Genomic DNA, 20,516 nt, shown 5'->3' on the forward strand with positions numbered 1-20,516 from the left:
CCGCCCAAATATTTCGATCAATTGTGCAGTCCTGCTTCACGCACTTCTGATGGATCAAAAATCACGATTTCATACCAGGGCGCCAAGGGGCCGTTCATCAGGTCTATGGCGAATCCACCGTCGATGTCTTTCGTCGCGTTTTCCACTTCGCCTGCGCGTTGGCCTTGTTCATCCAACGCATAAATTTTGGCTTCAACGCCTGGGCGTTCCCATTCGATACGAAGAGGAACAGTTTCAATCAACGGCGGGCCGTCGCCCCATTGATTGCCGACGGATGTCTTGGTTTCGTCTTTCCAAACCATACCTTTGTTTTCGGAGTATCCCGTCGCCATTAACAACCAATGGTCGCCCTCGTTGTCGCTTTTCATCAGGCTTAAAAGGACGTTCGCCCAATTCTGGACCGTATCGCCGACCGTTAAAACAACGCCGTCTTGCAAGTCGATGAGCCGCCCAGGATTAAACCCGATAAACCCTTTCGTTTGGTCCGCCATCAATTGGTAATACGCATTCACGCCTTTTTTACGAAACTGAATTTCTTCCGTATCCGTTTCAAGCAAGACGGTCGAGGTCGATGTTTCAGGGTTCTCGATTGTCTGCGCTTCATCCACCACGCGCACAGCCGTTCGATGCGTATATGGAGCGAAAGCGTTCACATCGGTATCGAGCAGCGGGCGCGTCCACAGAGAACCGTTGCGATCAAAGATGTGATCTAGATAGGTCTCTTTCTGTAATATGCCAATGACGGGGTCGCGGCCAATTTCAATGTCGCCGCGAAGCAACAGGTTTGCCGCGATAGGCATACACATCATCTTGGGCGTGTTGCCTGTGAAATCAAAAAAACTGTCTATGCTGCGATCGGGGTAGTTGGTGTTGTGGCTGTACGAATAATAAAAAATGCCGTCCCAATCTTGAAACGCCGCATAGGCAGCCAGCAACGGGACGCCTTCGGATGCGTACACATTCGGCGATGGATGATTATATTCAGACACCGTATAGGGCCGACCTTCGATGCGCGACTGCATCATGTGAAGCAGGGAATTGTCGAGCGTATCGACAATGGAATCGTTCTGGATAACCCAGTCTACGGAGTCCCATGAATTATTGGGGAAACTGGGATGGCGCCAGTAAGCGTGGTCGTCGATGTAATCATGCGGCAATTGCGACAGCAGCGTACTGAAGCCCATCTGGCTTCCAGTAATGAGCGATTTGACGCCAAGATCATTGCGTAAGTAATCGTGCATCTCCTGGTTGTATTGCGTTTCGCGTTCAACCAGAAATTCATACCAATCGCGCTTGGCTTGAACTGTGCGGCGGGCGAATATGTCACGGCGCATCCAAGCAACGCTGCCGTCTTCAAGCGTTTCGCCTTGCGGCAAACCGTCAAAGCTGCTTTCGGTAAGGGAGATTCGCGAAGCGGATATACTGCCGAGTTGTCCGCCGAATCCGGTGATATCCATACGCGCGTTTGAATCGCCTTGGCCTGAGCTAAACAGAAATTCAAACCGCTGCCACTCGCGGGTCAAATTCGCCGACAGGGTCGAATCTAAAAATTGCCAGGGATCATGGTTTTGCCGAATTCCAATATCCACGGTTCGCGGGCGGCTGGCTTTCATCCACAAGTCGGCCTTATACACTTTTTCCGGTTCGATGTTCAATCCAGAATAGATCAATTGAACATACCAACTTTGGTCGCCGACTTGGGTAACCTCAACATTCATCGCCGAATCGCCGTCGGGGCCGTCATTCGCAATCGTTTTTGTCCCCTTGCCATTTTCCGCTTGTTGCAGGTTCCATCCAGCCAGCCCGCGCGTGAGTTTTTCTTCACCCGACCCGGCGCTGGGCGCTTGCCAGGCGGCGCGCAAGGCGTCTGTGTTTGAATAGCGACCTTGGAGAAATTCGTTCCAGTCATTTTGCAGGTAGGCCATATATGATTCAGGCGTATTGTCCAAATCATTGTTTCGCCATGCGTTTAACAACCCGGCTTCGTTGTTGATTTCAACCAGCGCTACGACAGGGTCATCAACGTACCGCAATCCTGTGTAGGGGTTCGTTCGTCCTAAATAATCGCTGGCAAATTCCTTCTGCAGTTCAATCATTCGGGGAACAAAATGATCTGGCCCCTTGTCGTAGGTCGGCAAACGATCAGTTTGTTCAAAGCCGTCGCCGTTTATCACTTCGCGCCCGACTTTCAAATTCAAGTTGACGTAGATGCCGTTCTTTTTTAGTTCTGAAATAAAATAATCGAGCCGGTCAATCACGTCCGGGTCGAGCTGTTGCTTATCGGACGTGCCTTCTTTCCATACGCCGTTGGGGGCGCGTAAAGAATCGTGATGATGAATGCGAACGCAGTTGATCCCGTATTTCGCTAACCGCGACGCGACGCCTTCCGCGATGTCTTTCGGTGGAAACCCGCCCGAGAAAGAGGTGTTCATTCCTAGAAAACGAATGCGTTTTCCCTCGCCGTCTACCATGCGTCCATTTTCATCAGTATGGACAAATCCATGCTTGCCCGCAGGCTTTTCTAAGAGGCTGGACACATTGGTAATGCTCTCGGAGCCGTCATTCCAAGGCAATGTGAAGGGCGTGAGTTGTTGAGATTGAATTGAGAGGTTGAATGCCATGATGCTTGTGATGATGACCATCAGTAGACATTGAATGCGCTGTAGCATGAGGCGCCTTCCTTTCTTCGCCAAGATGATTTGTTAACAATTGTATCGTTGTGGTTCGAGTTCTCACTAACGCCGTCTAAAATTGTATGTAATGTAAAATGTTTCCGTAAGCGCAAGAAGAACATTATTGTGCGCTTGCGGGCGAATTGGAGCGTTTCTATGGTTCGTATGAACCGGAAATCTAAGAAAACATTGGTTGTGTCTGAAGATGGCGTGGGTCAAACAAAACACGTCATTGAATTTCAATATCAAGATACAACCGATATGCAAACCACCTGGTCTCCACAGATGGATATCTATGAAACGGAAGACGACTTGGTGATCTTAGTAGAAGCGGCTGGATTGCGGGAAGGTTCGTTACAATTGCACGCCGTCAATAACCGTTTGATTTTGGGAGGAGAGCGTAATCTAAATGAAGAAGCGCCCATCAGCCGATATCACCAGTTAGAGATTCAATTTACGCCATTTCAAAAAACGATCATTCTTCCGGGCAACATTAGTGAAAAACATGTAAATGCGGAATATAAGAACGGCCTTCTATCAATTCGCGTGAAAAAAAGGTATATCAAATAGCAAATACCATGAACGATATCATCGAAGAAAAACCTGATAAGCAGGAAGCCATTCAAATTCCCGAATGGTTGCCAGCCGTTCCGTTGCATAATGCGGTTTTGTTTCCCGGCGCAACCGCGCCGATTGCAATATCGAGCGAAGAAGCGGTGCAGGCAATTGAACTGGCCGCCAAAGGAAACCGCTTGTTTGCCGCCGTTACTTCGAAAGCGGACGACACCGACCCCGTAGAGTCAATCAACGAGATTTACCGAATCGGCACCGCAGCGTTTATCATCCGCATGATGCGCGGCCCGGAAGACGTGACCCAACTGGTCACGCGCGGCGTCTCAAAAGTTAAAATCCATTCGCTGTCCATGCGCGACGGCATCCCCTGGGTCAAAGTCAGCGTTATCCCCGAAGCCGTTGAACGCAGCAGCGCCATCGAAGCGCTGATGCGGCAGTTGGCGGAGCGTGAAGAGGAACTGATTCGCAATTCGCCAGGCATTCCAAGCGAGTTAGAAGGACTGCCCACTTCATTACAGAACCCACACCGTTTGGCGTATATGGGGCTGAGTTTAACCCGCAGCGATAAACATGCGCTGCAAAAAGTCTATCAAGTTAAAACTTTAGAACGCAAACTCAAATTGGCCTTAAAAGAAGTCGCCCGTGAACTCGAAATTGTTGATTTGGGCGGAAAAATCCAAAACGAAATTGAAACCAAACTCAGCCAAACGGAAAAAGAGTATTACCTGCGCGAACAATTGCGCGCCATCCGTAAAGAGCTAGGCGAAGCGGATGATGAAAACCAGGAAATTGATTTAATCCGTGAACAAATCGAAACCACGCCGCTGCCCGAGTATGTGTTGGAGAAAGTCGAATCCGAATTGAAACGATTCGAACGGATGCCGAACAGTTCGCCGGAATATCCCATGCAACGGACCTATCTCGAGTGGTTGCTGGAATATCCCTGGTTAAGAAACACCCAAGATAAAATCGATATCCGCAAGGCGGAACGCATTCTCAACGAAGACCATTACAACATCAAACAAGTCAAAGAGCGCATTCTTGAATATCTGGCCGTGCGAAAATTAAACCCTAATATCAAAGGGCCGATTCTTTGTTTTGTCGGCCCGCCCGGGGTAGGAAAAACCTCACTGGGGCAGTCCATTGCCCGTGCATTGGGGCGCAAGTTCGCGCGGCTTTCATTGGGCGGCGTACACGACGAAGCGGAAATTCGTGGACACCGACGAACTTATATCGGTGCTATGCCCGGCGCCATTATTCAGCAAATTAAGCGTTCTCGCACCAATAACCCAGTGTTTATGTTAGATGAAATCGACAAAATCGGACGCGATTTTCGCGGCGATCCTTCATCGGCCTTGCTCGAAGTGTTAGACCCGGCGCAAAACCACGCTTTCCGCGACCATTATATGGAAATCGACATCGACCTAAGCCAAGTCTTATTTATCGCGACGGCGAACGTGCCCGACCGTATCCAACCGCCGTTGCGCGACCGCATGGAAGAAATCCGCCTGGCGGGGTATACGACGCATGAAAAAGAGCAAATCGCGTTACGGTATCTTGTCCCTCGCGCCGTGAAAGAAAATGGTCTCAACCAAGGCGACCTGCAATTTGGGCAAGGCGCTCTCGAACAACTAATTCGCGGCTACACGCGAGAGGCGGGCGTCCGTAATTTAGAACGACGATTGTTTGCGGTTGCGCGTAAAATTGCCGTAAAGAAAACACGCAACAAATGGCGTCGGGTCAAAATTACCAAGGCGCGTTTGAATGAAGTTCTCGGCCCCATTCAGTTCACCGAAGAAGTGGCGCAACGGACCGCGCGTCCCGGCGTGGCAACCGGATTGGCTTGGACGTCAGTCGGCGGCGAAATTCTGTTCGTTGAAGCGCTTCCCGTACGCGGCGGCAAGGGAATTCTGCTGACGGGAAAACTGGGCGACGTTATGAAAGAATCGGCGCGCGCGGCGATTTCGGTCATCAAATCGCGAAGCCGACACCTGGGCATCGACGAGAAATTTTTTAAAGAGAATGAACTTCACCTTCACGTCCCCGCTGGCGCAGTCCCAAAAGACGGGCCATCAGCGGGCGTAACCATGGCGACAGCGGTCGCGTCTGCGGCCTTAAGAAAACCCGTCCGCCCCGATCTCGCCATGACGGGAGAGATCACGCTCTCCGGTCAAGTTTTGCCTGTTGGCGGGATCAAAGAAAAAATAATTGCCGCCCACCGCGCTGGAATCAAAACAATCATGATGCCCAAGCGTAATGAAAAAGATTTGGAAGAAATTGATAAAAGCATTCGGAAAGAACTGACATTTATTTTTGCAGAAATGATTGAAGACGTTCTCAAAGAAGCTCTTGATTCAAGCAAACCAAAGCGTAGAACTACGTCAAAAAAACGCACCTCGCGAAAACAAACATCACGAAGCCGTTCATAAAAACCGATAAAACGACTGCGAAAGATGAATTACGGTGCGTTACAATTCACCCATGCGCTCGTAATCACTAAACGTATGTTGAATAATTGTTTGGAGGAATACTTGATGAAACGGTATGAATTCCGGTACCACATTCTCAACATTGCATTGCTCATCGGTCTGGCGATTGCGCCTGCCATCCAATATGCCGAAGCCCAGAACGGAAATTTAGCGAAGCAACTTTCAAAAGCGTTTCGAAGCGCAATTGAAAAAGTCGAACCCGCCGTGGTCAGCATTCAAGCCGAGCGGAGAACCGAACCAACCCCAAGCGTTCAAGGAAGCGATGTGCCTGATTGGTTCCGTCAGTTTATGCCGCCTGGGTTCCAGGGCGGGCCTCAAGCGCCGGAACGACGCCAGGAATGGCAGGGAACCGGCGTTCTCATCAGCCCCGACGGCGAAATTTTGACCAACAACCACGTCATTGCTTATCAAGCGCCGTTAGGCAACAGCATCGAAAATAAAATTGCCGATAAGATCAGCGTTACGCTTGCCGACGGAAACTTTTATGAAGCGACGGTCATCGCGACAGATCCGCAAACCGATATTGCTTTAATCAAAATCGACGTAGACGCTACCTTGCCCTACGCAACTTTGGGCGATTCAGAACAATTAGAAATTGGCGATTGGGTACTGGCAATCGGCAACCCATTTGGGCTGAGCCATTCTGTCAGCCAGGGAATCGTCAGCGCGATTGGACGTACGGGGACGGATGTTCCGGTAGGAACCTCCATGTTCTCGATCAAAGACTATATTCAAACCACTGCGGCGATAAATCCCGGCAACAGCGGCGGGCCGTTGATTAACCTCGACGGTGAAATCATCGGCGTGAATAACGCCATTCAAACTGCGGGCGCCGTCGCAGGCAACATTGGCATTGGCTTCGCCATCCCCTCAAAACTCGCCAAGCGAGTCGTGAAAGATTTGAAAGAATTCGGCAAAGTCAACCGCGGCTTCATTGGCGTTGAAATGGAATCTTCTGACGATTGGCGCGACTACTACCGTGAAGAACACAGCATCAACTACGGCGCCAAAGTCCGCGATATCACCGACGATTCGCCCGCTGAAAAAGCGGAATTGAAAGAAGGCGACGTCATTCTGAAAGTCGATGGCGTGAAAGTGCGCGACAATGGACATCTCATCAATCTCGTCACGCAGCGTCTCGCGGGCGATGAAGTCGAACTCTTAATTTTCCGAGATGGAAAAGAGATCAAGAAAACCGTGACTCTCATGGAGCGCCCGGACCGGATCGCCTCGGCCCAAAGCGACATTGAGCGCTACCTTGGAATGAAACTGGATTCTCTTACGCCGGAACTCGCTGTTGAGAAAGGCTATTCGGAGACGCTCACAGGCGTGTTGGTCTCTGACGTTGACCCTGCGGGGCCTGCGGCGGAAAAAAATATCCAAGCCGATGACGTCATTTCTGAAATGAACGACAAAAGCGTGCAAAGTGTTGAAGACGTCGAAGAAATTTTGACGGCGATCATTGATGAAATGCGCTCAGAGAATGATGACGACCGTCCCATCCTGTTCAAAGTTCACCGGGCGGGAAGCGGGTCTCACAAATTCGTTGCGCCGTACATTACATTGCAGGAATAACAGACAACGGATTGAATCCTAAAAAGGCCGCCTCAAATTGGGGCGGCCTTTTTTCTCATTATCTTCGGCTTGCATTCTTGACGGAAATCTCATTCCCAAGTAACTTCATTGTTGTCGTGTAAGTTCAAGGCATGGTCCTATCGTCTAGGGGTTAGGACGGCAGATTCTCATTCTGCAAACCGGGGTTCGATTCCCCGTAGGACCATTTCTTTACGTAATTTGCGCCCCTTCGACAAGCTCTCGCCGTCGCGTCTCTTTTTTCTCGCTTTCGATTAATCGTACGCCGCGAATCACGAATATTAAATCTTGATAATCGTTATTACTCGAAGCCTCCCAGGCAACCACATACCATCCGGGTTTGGTTTGACCGTGTATGCGATAGGGAAAAATGCGCGCTTTGCGAATATCAACGCCAAAGCGCTCAATGAGCTGATTGGGCTTGTTTTGGGTGCGTACCGTTTCTCCATCCAGCGAGAAATTTTGATTCAACGCATGGCATTGAAGATACAAGCCGAATGGTTCCGCGCCGGGTTGAAACGAATAGACGCCGCCCGGCTTTGAAGCGATTCCATAGATTTGCGCTTGCCCGTTGCTTGCTTCGTCGCATTCAAACAACCAGCGCAACTCATCAGTTTTAGACGAAGAATAATACCCGATTCGAATTGCGGCTTTTTCGAGTTCATCATCATCGCCGAATTTCGCAATCGGAAGAATTTCTACTTGTCGCCCCGTCTTCACAAATAGCCCCTGCATCGGGCCTTTTAAACGAATTTCATCTTGCCATGTCAGATCAAAACCAAATATCGAGAATACGTCCTCGAGAGTCGGCTCCCCCGCGATTATAGGAGCCGCCAGACAGGCCATGAATAATATAAAACTTAAAAGTTGTTTGTGTAATTTCATCCATCATTCTCAGAATCTATATTTTGGTTCTTCCGTAAATTGGATACTTCTTTTATACATTGAATTGAGATTTCGTTGCATGTGGCATGGGTACAACGCTGCTCGCTTCAGTGCGGGCTTTCAGGCCCTTATGCACAGGCGCTCCCAGAGTTGCACCCATGCCTGATTTAGTTTGTCATTTATTGATACACTGGGATACGTTTTCGGAATCAAAATCATGGTCATCCATCAATGTAAGTACTCACTTACCGGATGAACCATTATTTTGGCAATAACGCAGGGTTGATACCAAGGCCCCATTTTTGACGAAACACCTCTAAAAACTCAGCCGTTAAATGCTCACGTCCCATCAAAGGCGGTTGCGCAATCTTCTTGTGAAGATCAATTTGGCTCCACTGGCGCAAGAAGGGAACCGACAACGGCGCATAGCTCCAATGCCACGGCTCAAATTTATAGCCGCTGCGCTCGGGGTCGTCGGTATAGACCTCATGAAACCCAAATTCACTGGCGTGAGTTTTCATCCAGCGATAGAAATTCTCGTAAAGACCACCCTTTAGAAAATGGTTTGAATACAGCAGGTTTCGAGGCCGTTTCTGGCTGTCATCAACGAGGTCGGCGTCTGTCCCCCAATGATGGCGCGAGGTGCCTGGAATGCTGGAAAACTCCACGATCGCCGCAATAATGTCTTCCGGCTTCTTCATACGTTTCTGATAATTACTGTACTTGCGGTTCCATATTCCAAGTTGATGCTTAAACCCGCGATAGCTCGAAACCGAATAAATTTTGATACCGTCTTTTTTAGCGGCATTTTGCATTTTGACGAACGCGTCCGCCGCTTCTTGGCGAAAATTAAAATTCACGCCGTCAAATAGAGAGGGCGCCGTCTTGCCAAGTAATTCACTTTCAGGGATTTGCGTTAATGCTTGGCTTTTCGCCGATACGATCACCAATGGCGCAGAGAAGCCGCTCAATGCAATAAATTGTCTACGTTTCATTCATAATTCCTATTGTCTTTTATAATAGATACGTTTTGCGTTGAAAAATCGTTCTGGTCAAGGGAACGTCTCCCCTTTATTCTACGACATTCTTAGGGGTATGATTATATCGCTGTTTAGAAATTCACTTGAAACGAGGTCGCCATGACAACAGAAACATCACCAACTCGACGCAATTTCCTTAAATCGTCTGGTATCGCTGCCGCCGGACTGACCGCTTTGCAATATAAAAATGCAACAGCGGCGGAATCAGACAAAAAAATTCGCCTCGGCATCATCGGAATCGGCGGTCGTGGCAGCAGCCTAATGAACTCGTTTATGAAGAAACAAAATGCAGAGTTCGTTGCTGTCTGCGATGTATATGTAAAACGCCGCAATGAAGCCGCCAAACGCGCAGGCTTAGACCCGAAGAATTCAAACGAAACCTTTGCCGATTACAAAGAATTGCTTCAGCGCAAAGACATCGACGCCGTCATTATTGCGACGCCTGACCACTGGCACGCCACCATCGCCATCGCCGCGATGAATGAAGGCAAAGACGTCTATCTCGAAAAACCGATGACCAAAACCGTCGCCGAAGCGAAAGAAGTTGACGCCGTCCGCCGCAAATTAAATCGTGTGTTGCAAGTCGGCAGCCAGACGACCTCCAGCGATCAATGGTGGAAGGTCAAAGACGTTATGCAAAAAGGCATGATCGGCAAACTGATCATGAGCCAAGGTTCTTACCACCGCAATTCAGAAGGCGGCGAATGGAACTGGTCTATTGATCCAGGCGCAGGCCCTAAAGCCTCCGGCGACGGCTATATCGACTGGGACATGTGGCTTGGACCAGCCCCCAAACGCGACTTTGACGCCGACCGCTTCTTCCGTTTCCGTAAATTCTGGGATTACTCCGGTGGTATCGCGACCGACTTGTTCTATCACGTCATGGCGCCGCTCAACATCTGCTGGCCCGAACCGCAGTTCCCACAGAAAGTTACGGCGAGCGGCGGAATTTATGTCTTCAAAGACAGTCGCGAAGTGCCCGATACTTTCGCATTTATGGCCGAATATCCTGGTGAACACCAAGTCGTTTTGTCATCTTCGATGGCGAACAGCACTCACATTCCTGGATTGATTCGCGGTCACGAAGCGACCATTATGATCGTTGAACACGGTCAGTTTGAGGGCCGTACAGAACACATCAAAGTGACGGCGCAACGCCCCTACCGCGATAAATTCAAAGAAAAATGGGGTTCTGAAGAAGTTGTGATCGAAGTCGAACCGCGTGAAGACCACTATGATAACTTCCTGCGTTGCGTCATCGAACGCGAAAAGCCCGTGTTGGATTCAGCGACCGCTTATCGCGCCATGACCACCATCGCCATGTCGGTTGAGTCGTTCCGCTCCGGCAAAGTGTTGTACTTCGACGAAAAGAAAGAAACCGTTTCCGATACGCCGCCAAAAGCGTAAGCGAAAACGCTATCTCGCAATCCAAAAGCCCGGTGGAACCTCACCGGGCTTTTTTGTTAGGAGTGAACCATGAGTTTTCATGTTTTCAAGATACTTTTAACGGCATTGATACTGATCCATTGCGCGTCTATTTATGCCAATGAAAAACTGGATTATTGGAACCAGCAACGAAAAGGCGCCAACGGTATGGACTGGTATGAACCGGAAACATGGATGAAAGCCGCCAGTGAAACGGGCATCGAAGTCGTACGCATTTCGCCTGCCTCATGGCCCAGCGACTCACGCGACCCATTATTGGGCAATGCAGACGAGTACACCGCGCTCGATCAAAATGATCTCGCCAAATTGATCCAAGTGTTGGATTATGCGGACCAATACGGCGTCAAAGTGGTCATCACCATGTTCAGCCTTCCTGGCGTTCGTTGGAGCCAGCATAACGACGACAAATTTGATTACCGCCTATGGCATGACGACAAGTATTTGAAACAAGCCTGCGCTTTCTGGCAGGATATGGCGAAGGCATTGAAAGACCATCGCGCCGTCGTTGGCTATAACCCGCTCAACGAACCTCACCCCGCGAGAGAATATCAGTTTGAGGATAACCGGGATGGGCTGTTTGAATTATGGTACAAGACGCACAAGGACACAACAGCAGATTTAAATCGTTTTAATCGAACGATGATAAAGGCCATTCGAGAAATCGACGCCTACACCCCAATTGTCTTAGATGGCTGGTTTCACGCCGTACCCAAAGGGATTGAATTTGTCGAACCGATTGATGATAAAGCACTCATCTATTCGTTTCATGTCTATGAGCCGTGGATTTTCACAACGCTTCGGGTCAATAAGGAGCGTTTTTCCTATCCAGATGCAATGCCTGCCGAAGATGGTGAATCAACCGAAGCATGGGAAATAAAAAATTTAACCAACCGCATTCAGCCCGTCGTTGATTGGGCGAAAAAGCATAATATCCCAGCAAATAGAATTTGGGCTAGCGAGTTCGGCTGCGACCGCCGCGTCAAAGGCGCTCAACAATATTTTACTGATCTGATTTCGATTCTTAATAAAAACGACTGGCATTGGGCGTTTTATTCCTACCGCGCGGTTGATTGGGATGGGATGGATTATGAACTGGGCACAGAGAAAATGGGTTGGAAGTATTGGGAGGCAATCGAAGCCGGCAAACACCCTGAATCACTCAAAACGCGAGAAGATAACCCACTTTGGAATGTGATTCAGCGCGAATTAAAATAATTAGACAATGAGTAATTTGGCGTGGGTACATCTCTCTTCGCTTCAGTGCGGGCTTTTAGGCCCTGTTTCACAGGCGCTCACAGAGTTGCCCCCACGCCAAATTACGTAGAGATTATTGAGCTGCTTTTAGTCAAACTTGGGTGGAGTGGGTTTGTAGGGCGCAGGCATATTTGCTAAAGCGTGAATTTCTTTATACCAGTTGGGAAACAATTTTTTTGCGTCCAGATCGTCTCCGCCCGGTTTTCCATCAGCGCCATCGCTGCGCAACTCTATGACGCCGCTTTCCAATACGCTATATGCGAGAGGGCGTCCCCACGGGTCTTTGAAGAAGTCTGGATTATCAATATAAGGGCCGCGCCAGATTCCCGTGCCTTCGAGAATTTCCGGCTCTGCGATCAGGGCGTCAAGTCCATTTTGGGTAGAGGGGTATTTGCCAACATGAATACGGTAAATCTCAGACGCTGCCAGAATCAGCATCATCTGCATTTTGAAATCAACTTCCTGCCCGGCGACAACAATTCGGTGCGATTGCACCGCAGGTGAATCCGAAGGCCCGCCGCAAGCCAAGGCAAGAGCGATAATCACGGGGAAGAGGAAAACGACGGCTAAAGGGCGCATTTGGCGTCTCGTTAGGAATTGGCAATCGGCAAAGAGCCTAGGCTAGTATCTTTATCACGGCGCGCTTCGTTCACAATCTTTTCAAGCTCACGGTCCGCTTCCTGGCTCATGCCGCTGCGAATCAACGATAACGCGCGAGACGACACCATCCGTTCGAGAATTTTGGCCCGCTGCTGTGGATTGGTAAATTCATTCAATACCATAGGGCGATATTTAGCCATCATTTCTAAAAACGAACCGTATTCGTCGCCATACACCATTTCTAATTCCTGACGGATACTGGCCGCCAGCGAAGGGCTGAGACCGCAGGTTGAAATTGCGATGGTGAGCGGGCCGCGCTCGACCACGGTTGGATTGATAAAATCACTTTCATCCGGGCCGTCTACCACGTTAACGAGTATATTTTGTTCACGGCAGAGGGCGCCGATTTTTTGATTGAGTTCACGTTTATCGGTTGCGGCGACAGCGAGAAATGCGCCGTCCAGATCGCTGTCTTCAAAATCACGCTGCACCCAGGTGATTTCTTTTTGAAACGCCATGTATTCTAACACCGGGTCGAGTTTGGGGCTGATGACAGTCAATACGGCGCCGCAATCACTGAGCGAAGCCGCTTTGCGACGCGCAACATCACCGCCGCCGACCACGACGCATTTGCGGTCTTTCACATTCATGCAGACAGTGTAGTACGACGTATATTGAGACTCGTTCTCACTCATTCAAACCGCTCCTTAACAACACACCCAATTCAATCAGGAATATCGCATACTCAAGCCTACCATTGCTATCGCAAAAATCAATTATTCATTACTTGTTTGATGCGCTAGAGGCAATGGCGTTTTTCAACTCGATCAAGTTTTCGTTCCACGGCAGTTCTTCTTGTGTTCCTTCTTTCAGGTTTTTCAAGACCACTTTGCCTGCATCCAATTCTTCGTCACCAATAATTATGGCAAAACGAGCCCCGAGTTTGTCTGCGGCCTGAAACTGCTTACGAAAACTTTTTCCGGTCAGGTCGCGTTCGCAGCGTACGCCATCGTCGCGCAGGTTGAGCATCACTTCATGCGCTTTCAAGGATGCTCTATCTCCCATCGCAATAATGAACACATCCACGCCGGAAGTGAGCGCAATTTCTTTACCCGTTTCTTTCAAGATCAACACCAAACGCTCCATGCCCGCGCCGAAGCCGATTCCGGGCGTCGCGGGGCCGCCCAGTTGTTCGACTAGCCCGTCATAGCGCCCGCCGCCCATCAACACGCCTTGCGACCCCAGCGGCGCATAACTCATCTCAAACGCCGTCTTGGTGTAATAATCGAGGCCGCGCACCAACTTGGGTTCGACTTGATAGGGAACCTTGTACGCATCCAACCCTGCGCACAGCGCTTCGAAGTGCGACTTTGAGTCGTCATCCAGATGGTCGATTAATTTGGGCGCCTCTTTGAGTATTTTCTGGCAACTCTCGCTCTTACAATCGAACATGCGCATCGGGTTGGTTTCGGCTCGGCGGTTGCAATCGCCGCACATGTCCGCCATGTAAGGCTTCATGTATTCGAGTAACTTGTCCCGATACGGCGCCCGGCAAGCGGGCGTTCCAACGGAATTAATTTTCAGGTTGAGTTCGTCCAAGCCCAGGCTTTGGTAAAAGCGGTGCAGCATCAGCAGCAGTTCCAGGTCGATGTCCGGCCCTGGAGCGCCAAACACTTCGCAGCCGTATTGTACGTGCTGGCGAAAGCGGCCCTTCTGTTTGCGCTCATAGCGAAACATTTGGGCGAAGTACCACAATTTGACCGCGCCGGGCGTCTTTTGAATCAGCCCGTTTTCGATCAAGGCGCGTACAACGCCTGCGGTGCCTTCGGGTCGCAGAGTCAGACTGCGGTCGCCGCGATCCATGAAGGTGTACATCTCCTTGGAGACGATATCGCTTGACTCGCCCACGCCGCGCGCGAACAGTTCGGTATATTCAAACATCGGCGTGCGAATTTCGCCGTAGTTGTACACCCGAAACATCTCGCGGATGCGTTCTTCAAGCGCCTGCCACAAAGCGGCGCCTTCGGGCAGCAGATCGTAAGTTCCAATGGGTTTTTGTATTTTCATAATTTGATAATTTCAGTTAAATTAATTTTGAGCATTTTCCAACGGCGGATGATACTTTGTCGAACTTGAATCAACAACGCCAGTCACCTAGTTAGTTTAGCCAAATTGACAAGCATTACTCAGGGCAGGGATTGACGGTTTCGCAAGACATCGTCAATATCTTTAAGTAAATCTATAGCATGTAGGCGGGAACCGGGTGAGTAACGACGTTTCTTTCAAAGCCGATAACGACGTATTATTAACGGTCGATAATTTAGTCAAGCATTTTCCGATTCGCAAAGGCGTGTTGGGACGCGTTGTCAATCAAGTGAAAGCCGTTGACGGCGTGACCTTCTCAATCAAAAAAGGCGAAACGCTTGGGCTGGCGGGCGAGAGCGGCTGCGGAAAAACCACCGTGGGCCGCGTCATCCTGCGGTTACTCGACGGCGCCCAGGGCGATGTGCGGTTTTCAGACTCGCCCAACATTCTTGATCTGAACCAACGCGAGATGCGGGCCTATCGGAAACGAATGCAGATCATCTTTCAAGACCCGTATTCATCGCTGAACCCCCGTCTCACCGTTGGCAGCACTCTCGCCGAACCGCTGAAAATCTTCAAACTCTATCCTGACAGAAATAAACGCCGTCAGCGTTGCATTGAGTTACTGCAATCCGTTGGTTTAGGTGAAGAACACCTGAGCCGCTATCCGCATGAGTTTTCGGGCGGGCAACGGCAGCGCATCGGCATCGCGCGGGCGCTCTCGGTAGAGCCGGAAATCATCATCGCTGATGAACCGGTGTCTGCGCTGGACGTTTCGATCCAGGCGCAGATCGTCAATCTGATGATGGAGTTGAAGGAACAATTCGGACTCAGCTACTTATTCATCGCACACGATCTTTCCGTCGTCCGGCACATCAGCGACCGGGTGGCGATTATGTATTTGGGGCGCATTGTCGAACTGTCGCCGTCAAAGACGCTGTTCGCCGTGCCCAAACACCCCTACACCCGCGCCTTGTTAGAAGCGATTCCCATCGCCGACCCCAAGGCAAAAAAAGAACGCCGCTTACTCGAAGGCGATGTGCCCAATCCCATCGATCCGCCTTCGGGATGCACGTTCCATACGCGCTGCCTCTATCGCTTCGACCCATGCGACAAACATCGCCCCGAATTGATGCAAGTAGGCGATTCGACCGTTGCGTGTCATTTGTACGATCCGAACCACAGCCAGAATATCCCCAATACGATACTCGACGTGGAGCCGCCTGGAGAGAAGCATCATCTGGTGAGTTAAGATTACCCAATCAAAGCCCCTCTTTTATAAGGGGGGTGGCGCGAACGCGCCGGGGGGATTTCAAAAGAGCATTATCTCAAGGGCTGTCGTCGCTTCGCGCCGCCTTGCCCTTGCCACCCACCCAATTCAAACTTGCGATCATTACATTCCTTCTTGCATTTTTTCTGTCGTCAGTTTATAGCGAAGAGGTTTACGAGCCATTTTATTATCCCGTCCGCGACGATTTTTCAACGCAATATTTGGACTACGCCAGAGACATCAATCTGCGCGTCTATGAACTGCGTTTCATTTATGACTGGAGCACAAGAGAAGAACAAAAAACGTTCTTTGAAGATCGAATCCATGAAATAACCAATACTCTAGAAAACAGAAACTTCTTTCGTGAAAATGAAATTATTAAATTAAGCGCGTTGTGTTATCTCGCTTTAGAAAAAGGCGATATTTCACCGGTTGGATTACTACGCGAACATCTAATGTTGAGTTTGAATAATAATCCATATCAATTTTATGGAGGTTTTCGGAATAAATTTGAAAAAAGACCAGACAGAAAACTTATTGATTTTCCTGTTTTATATCTTGCTTTACACAACGGCGAACCGGCCTTGCCTGAATTGAGACAGATTGTTTATGATGAGAGCCTACCTTTTCGAGATAGAGCATTGGCGTATCTGCTGATCCACCAGATCAAGCCGTTATATAGAATGTCAGTCTATGCAGAGTTCCGGTCCGGCTTGGCCGAAGAACAGCAGATGTATTTCGACCGTCTACATTGGTTTCTTGATATTGAACCCTGGAAAATTAACGATGTGTTTAAGCCCTGGCACCCACGCCTACTTGAGCAGCGCAAGATAAGGGCTATGAATTAATGATTCGGCGGGCAATCGACAGTAGGTGTCATTGCGAGCGAAGCGAAGCAATCTCGTTCTGGAAAAAGTAGATTGCTTCGGTCGTTTTACTCCCTCGCAATGACACTCATTTCTAATCCACTTCTAACAACAACGGATAAAACTGGCCGCTCATGGGTTCGCCCTTGGGGATGGCGTCGGCGCCGTCGAGCAGCGGTTCGCCGTGATCGCAGAGGGTGCCGTCTCTGAATGTGTTGATGACCGTGGCGCGGCGTGGACGCTCGCTGTTGTTTTCATACGATCCGTGCATGGTCAACCCGTGGTGAAACGTGCACTCGCCTCTCTTGAGTTCGACCGGAACCCGTTTATCGAACGCTCTTTGCTGCTCTGGGCTTAGCACGCTTTGCACGGCGTCCATATCATCGGCGAGGCCCGTTATAGGAAGCAAGTCCCAACGATGACTGCCGGGGACGTAATGCAAACAGCCGTTTTCCGTCGTGCTATCATCGAGGCCAATCCAACACGTCAGATGATTAAGCGGGATGGTGCGCGTCCAGTAGGAATAGTCCTGGTGCCAAGCGACCACGCCGCCATGCTTGGGCGGTTTGCAAAACAGCTGGTCATGCCAGAAGCGCACCGAGCCGCCGATCAACTGCGAAGCCGGGACAGTAAATGCTGGATGCCAGAGAATATCGTGAAAGCCCGCCGCGATGCGCCAGGCGCCCAGGGCGTGAAACAAGACGCGGCTGGGATCGCTGGCTTCATTAGTATGAAATTCATAATAGAGCGAGTGGCCCGGATGATCGGGTTTCATTAATTCCGCGAGTTCGGCATTAAGCGCATCAACCTGTTCGTCCGTCAAAATACGCACGCCCGGCAGGTAGCCGTTCTCGCGATAGAACTCGATCTGGTCGTCGCTCAAGCGGTATTGTTCCAGTTCGTCATTCGATGTGGGCAACTGAAATAAATCGCTAAGCAACTCGTGGCGTTGAGATAAATCGGCAACCATCTATTCTTTCTCCTAACATCCAGGTACATTCAATGTGGTGGTTTGAACCACCAAACAATTCGCAGAATTTACTCCCTCTCCCTTGGGGAGAGGGTTGGGGTGAGGGACGGCTTCGCCGCATTTGTCTAGAATCTAGCAATGCGCTTAGTCTTCAATGTTTTTTAGAACCAATCGCTGAACTGTTTCGGCGCGCTGACGTTCTAAATTATACTTTATAACCCTCATCCTAGCCTTCTCCCAAAGGGAGAAGGGACTATGTTGTCGTTCATCCAAGGGAAAATAGGTATGAGAAATATTGTTAAACCTTTTTAAATTTGCTTCTTAAACAAGTATGGATGAAATTACTCTACTTTTCCAGTAAAGATTTTGAGTTTCAATGATAAAACCGACAAAAAAAACGGTATTGCTTGTGCTCATCCTACTCGCTGCGTTCATGGCGCGTGCGTGGACAATCAACTACGGCACCAACGTAGACGAAGGCGTGTATTGGACCGAAGCGCGTGAGCTCTACCAAGGCAGCGTGATCTATCGCGACACCCAGTTTAACAAAACGCCGTTGGTCGCAATGGTGGGAGCCGCCTTCTTTCCCTTGGGAGACGCGCCGATTTACCCGATGCGCGTTGCGATGTTGTTATTCAGCGTCTGTGCGCTATATGCGTTCTTTCAACTCGCCAAAAACTTGTTTGGCGACGCCGCCGCTTGGGCATCGGTCATTCTCCTCGCATTTGAGCCATTTTCCTGCGTATGGGCGAAATATTTGCATACATCCTCATGGGCGCCCTGGTTTGAAATTGGCGTCATCTATCTGTTCTGGATGGGCTTAAAAAAACAATCCAGCAGATGGATATTTGCGTCAGGTTTGGTATTAGGCTTCTACGCGCTATCCAAACAAACCGCGATCTATACTGTTCCGCCGGCAATCGCCGCGTGGTTGCTATTCTCACCTGAAATTTCTGTAAAACGCTTTGCTAAAGACGGCGCCATTTGGGCAGGCGGCATCATCACCATCATGGGGCCGTTCTTTATCATCATTACTGCATTGGGCGCGTTGTCACAGCTGTGGTTTGACATCTTCACTGCGCATACCATTATGGCGGGCGTGAAATATCATGACTTCATTTTCCGTTGGCATGAATGGAAATCGGTCATCGTCTTGTCTCCATTGCTGTGGTTAGCGCCATTGGGATCGCTGCCCCTGCTGCGAAGCAAGCAATGGCGGGGAATTACGTTCGCATGGATTTGGCTTATCACCGTATTTTCAGGAAACCTGGTTCTCACCAGCCATGTCTGGCGCCATTATTTTTTAGTCGCCATGCCGCCCGCGGCCTTACTGTCTGGCTATTTTCTCAGTTGGATTTGGGGAAGAGTAAAAACCTACCAACCTAAACTCACTCCATTCGCCTGGGGCGCAGTGCTCATATTGATTACCGCGTCCATAATCGGCTGGCCGAAGAATGATTGGGCGTATCCTGGATTAACGCTTGAGCAAGAGAGCCTTCTCGCCCGTCATGTACAACGATATTGCCCGGAACCGTACCTGCTCAATCTCACAAACCCGGCGTTGTACGTCTGGAGCGGTAAGCAAATTCCTGCAGCCTACCAGGGCGACCGGATGGTCAAGATTCCATTCTTCATGACCATCGCCGGGCGCGGTTACCTCGATCAAGACGACATGAAACGCACCGTCGAATATTGGAAGACGCAGCCCATCGGCGCAATCGCTGTTTTTGATAAATTTCTACGCCAAATTCAAGACGACCCGGTTATGGAACCATTGCGCGACTGGATGGGTGAGGAATTTCAGCCGCCTCAACGGGTCGCCGTTGGCCAAAGTTATTATGGCTGGTTTTTTGTATTTGAAACGAAGCGAAATGTTGATTAAATTGATCTTAATGCAAAAACAAATTGACTGTTTCGATTGACAGAAAAGCAAGTTTCGTGTGCAATACCACACGAAATACTTCAGTAACTGCTTTAGGTTATTTATTCGATAAGGAACGGTAAATTAAAATGATTCAGAATGTACGGCTATTTTCCGTGTTGGGAGTCTTTCTTAGCGTTGCTGTCATGTTGACGGCCTGCGGGGGAGGCGGAAGCGAATTGGTCAAGACGCAAACGCCAGATACGTACTTACTGGTATTGTCGCCATTTAATCAAGAAGTCGCTGACGCAATCGAAGAGTATGCCGCCCCGGTCAACCTGAAAGTCGTTGAAGATGCGGACTATCAATCGCCTAACTTTTTGGCGAAAGTCAAATGGGACACCCGCCAGGAACGCGTATTTGGTCGCGCTTACCAATATAAGAAAAAAGAAGAAAAAACGCCAAGTGATAATAGATGGAAATTAAGCAGCCTTTGGGGTTCAATTTCCAGCCCGTTTGGCGGGACCGCTTCGTCCAACCAGATTTTCGAAATCAATTCTGACATGACCTTTTCTGATTACCGCACCTACGAATTACCAACCGTTTTGACCTACGAAGATCAGGAAACCGCAGAAGCCTTCACTCGCATGATCGCCAAAAGCGCTCAGTGGGTTCGTGAAGGCGACCGCCGCGCCATCCCTGAACTATACGCCGCCAAACGCATCCGCGCTTTGGAAGATTTGAATGATCGCATCGCCCGCATCGAAGGCGCCGAATAAACTCTGACATATGACCTTGAAAACGCCCGGCATGTCCGGGCGTTTTTTTTAGAGCGTTGTCATAAATATGTGCGTAAAGCGCACCCGTAGAGCTCAGCAATAGATACGGTTACGAAAACTCAATCCGCGCATA

General features: G+C 49.7%; 16 protein-coding genes and 1 tRNA gene. 10 read left to right on the top strand and 7 right to left on the bottom strand.

Features of this window, described 5'->3' with window-relative positions:
- Positions 1-17: 17 nt before the first annotated feature.
- Positions 18-2,669, bottom strand: coding sequence for a carbohydrate binding domain-containing protein (locus P9L94_16950; GenBank protein MDP8245774.1), 2,652 nt, complete (start codon positions 2,667-2,669; stop codon positions 18-20).
- 159 nt (positions 2,670-2,828) lie between these two features.
- Between P9L94_16950 and P9L94_16955 the strand changes: the two genes are divergently transcribed.
- The 4 genes from P9L94_16955 to P9L94_16970 all read left to right on the top strand — a co-directional run bounded on the left by P9L94_16955 (position 2,829) and on the right by P9L94_16970 (position 7,514).
- Positions 2,829-3,242, top strand: a complete 414-nt coding sequence (locus P9L94_16955) for an Hsp20/alpha crystallin family protein (GenBank protein ID MDP8245775.1) — start codon at positions 2,829-2,831, stop codon at positions 3,240-3,242.
- A gap of 8 nt (positions 3,243-3,250) precedes the next feature.
- On the top strand, positions 3,251-5,674 hold the full coding sequence (lon, locus tag P9L94_16960) for an endopeptidase La (GenBank protein ID MDP8245776.1): 2,424 nt from the start codon (positions 3,251-3,253) through the stop codon (positions 5,672-5,674).
- A 105-nt stretch (positions 5,675-5,779) separates the two neighbouring features.
- The gene (locus P9L94_16965; GenBank protein ID MDP8245777.1) at positions 5,780-7,309 is read left to right on the top strand and encodes a trypsin-like peptidase domain-containing protein; all 1,530 of its coding nucleotides are present in this window, start codon (positions 5,780-5,782) and stop codon (positions 7,307-7,309) included.
- Positions 7,310-7,442: 133 nt separating this feature from the next.
- Positions 7,443-7,514, top strand: a tRNA-Glu gene (locus tag P9L94_16970).
- Between the two features lie 5 nt (positions 7,515-7,519).
- On the opposite strand, the gene P9L94_16975 is transcribed toward P9L94_16970, so the two are convergent.
- Entirely contained in the window at positions 7,520-8,212 is a 693-nt protein-coding gene (locus P9L94_16975; GenBank protein ID MDP8245778.1) for a hypothetical protein, read from the bottom strand.
- 260 nt (positions 8,213-8,472) lie between these two features.
- Positions 8,473-9,207: a M15 family metallopeptidase gene (locus P9L94_16980; GenBank protein ID MDP8245779.1), complete on the bottom strand. Its 735-nt coding sequence runs from the start codon at positions 9,205-9,207 to the stop codon at positions 8,473-8,475.
- Positions 9,208-9,351: 144 nt separating this feature from the next.
- Here P9L94_16980 and P9L94_16985 point away from each other — a divergent pair, with 144 nt between their 5' ends.
- Positions 9,352-10,659 carry a Gfo/Idh/MocA family oxidoreductase gene (locus P9L94_16985; GenBank protein MDP8245780.1) on the top strand — a complete coding sequence of 436 codons (1,308 nt, stop codon included), beginning with the start codon at positions 9,352-9,354 and terminating at the stop codon, positions 10,657-10,659.
- Between the two features lie 69 nt (positions 10,660-10,728).
- On the top strand, positions 10,729-11,913 hold the full coding sequence (locus P9L94_16990) for a cellulase family glycosylhydrolase (GenBank protein MDP8245781.1): 1,185 nt from the start codon (positions 10,729-10,731) through the stop codon (positions 11,911-11,913).
- A 126-nt stretch (positions 11,914-12,039) separates the two neighbouring features.
- Here P9L94_16990 and P9L94_16995 read toward each other — a convergent pair whose 3' ends face one another.
- From P9L94_16995 to hisS, 3 genes are all read right to left on the bottom strand, one after another.
- On the bottom strand, positions 12,040-12,531 hold the full coding sequence (locus tag P9L94_16995) for a type II secretion system protein GspG (protein ID MDP8245782.1): 492 nt from the start codon (positions 12,529-12,531) through the stop codon (positions 12,040-12,042).
- A gap of 11 nt (positions 12,532-12,542) precedes the next feature.
- Entirely contained in the window at positions 12,543-13,247 is a 705-nt protein-coding gene (locus P9L94_17000; protein ID MDP8245783.1) for a bifunctional precorrin-2 dehydrogenase/sirohydrochlorin ferrochelatase, read from the bottom strand.
- 88 nt (positions 13,248-13,335) lie between these two features.
- Positions 13,336-14,619: a histidine--tRNA ligase gene (gene hisS, locus P9L94_17005; GenBank protein ID MDP8245784.1), complete on the bottom strand. Its 1,284-nt coding sequence runs from the start codon at positions 14,617-14,619 to the stop codon at positions 13,336-13,338.
- 196 nt (positions 14,620-14,815) lie between these two features.
- Between hisS and P9L94_17010 the strand changes: the two genes are divergently transcribed.
- Both P9L94_17010 and P9L94_17015 read left to right on the top strand, forming a co-directional pair.
- Entirely contained in the window at positions 14,816-15,889 is a 1,074-nt protein-coding gene (locus P9L94_17010) for a dipeptide ABC transporter ATP-binding protein (GenBank protein MDP8245785.1), read from the top strand.
- Between the two features lie 35 nt (positions 15,890-15,924).
- A complete protein-coding gene (locus P9L94_17015; protein MDP8245786.1) occupies positions 15,925-16,755 on the top strand; it encodes a hypothetical protein in 831 nt (276 codons plus the stop codon).
- Between the two features lie 112 nt (positions 16,756-16,867).
- On the opposite strand, the gene P9L94_17020 is transcribed toward P9L94_17015, so the two are convergent.
- The gene (locus P9L94_17020; GenBank protein ID MDP8245787.1) at positions 16,868-17,743 is read right to left on the bottom strand and encodes a phytanoyl-CoA dioxygenase family protein; all 876 of its coding nucleotides are present in this window, start codon (positions 17,741-17,743) and stop codon (positions 16,868-16,870) included.
- A 376-nt stretch (positions 17,744-18,119) separates the two neighbouring features.
- On the opposite strand from P9L94_17020, the gene P9L94_17025 reads away from it, so the two are divergent.
- Positions 18,120-19,625: a glycosyltransferase family 39 protein gene (locus tag P9L94_17025; GenBank protein ID MDP8245788.1), complete on the top strand. Its 1,506-nt coding sequence runs from the start codon at positions 18,120-18,122 to the stop codon at positions 19,623-19,625.
- Positions 19,626-19,753: 128 nt separating this feature from the next.
- On the top strand, positions 19,754-20,383 hold the full coding sequence (locus tag P9L94_17030; protein MDP8245789.1) for a hypothetical protein: 630 nt from the start codon (positions 19,754-19,756) through the stop codon (positions 20,381-20,383).
- Positions 20,384-20,516 lie beyond the last annotated feature (133 nt).

Source organism: Candidatus Hinthialibacter antarcticus, from assembly GCA_030765645.1.
GTDB lineage: Bacteria > Hinthialibacterota > Hinthialibacteria > Hinthialibacterales > Hinthialibacteraceae > Hinthialibacter > Hinthialibacter antarcticus.

Coding starts and splice junctions, on each gene's coding strand:
- lon (MDP8245776.1), top strand. CDS start 3,251: ATGAACGATATCATCGAAGAAAAACCTGATAAGCAGGAAGCCATTCAA.
- P9L94_16950 (MDP8245774.1), bottom strand. CDS start 2,669: ATGCTACAGCGCATTCAATGTCTACTGATGGTCATCATCACAAGCATC.
- hisS (MDP8245784.1), bottom strand. CDS start 14,619: ATGAAAATACAAAAACCCATTGGAACTTACGATCTGCTGCCCGAAGGC.
- P9L94_16985 (MDP8245780.1), top strand. CDS start 9,352: ATGACAACAGAAACATCACCAACTCGACGCAATTTCCTTAAATCGTCT.
- P9L94_16965 (MDP8245777.1), top strand. CDS start 5,780: ATGAAACGGTATGAATTCCGGTACCACATTCTCAACATTGCATTGCTC.
- P9L94_16980 (MDP8245779.1), bottom strand. CDS start 9,207: ATGAAACGTAGACAATTTATTGCATTGAGCGGCTTCTCTGCGCCATTG.
- P9L94_16975 (MDP8245778.1), bottom strand. CDS start 8,212: ATGAAATTACACAAACAACTTTTAAGTTTTATATTATTCATGGCCTGT.
- P9L94_17030 (MDP8245789.1), top strand. CDS start 19,754: ATGATTCAGAATGTACGGCTATTTTCCGTGTTGGGAGTCTTTCTTAGC.
- P9L94_17025 (MDP8245788.1), top strand. CDS start 18,120: ATGATAAAACCGACAAAAAAAACGGTATTGCTTGTGCTCATCCTACTC.
- P9L94_16955 (MDP8245775.1), top strand. CDS start 2,829: ATGGTTCGTATGAACCGGAAATCTAAGAAAACATTGGTTGTGTCTGAA.
- P9L94_17000 (MDP8245783.1), bottom strand. CDS start 13,247: ATGAGTGAGAACGAGTCTCAATATACGTCGTACTACACTGTCTGCATG.
- P9L94_16990 (MDP8245781.1), top strand. CDS start 10,729: ATGAGTTTTCATGTTTTCAAGATACTTTTAACGGCATTGATACTGATC.
- P9L94_17020 (MDP8245787.1), bottom strand. CDS start 17,743: ATGGTTGCCGATTTATCTCAACGCCACGAGTTGCTTAGCGATTTATTT.
- P9L94_16995 (MDP8245782.1), bottom strand. CDS start 12,531: ATGCGCCCTTTAGCCGTCGTTTTCCTCTTCCCCGTGATTATCGCTCTT.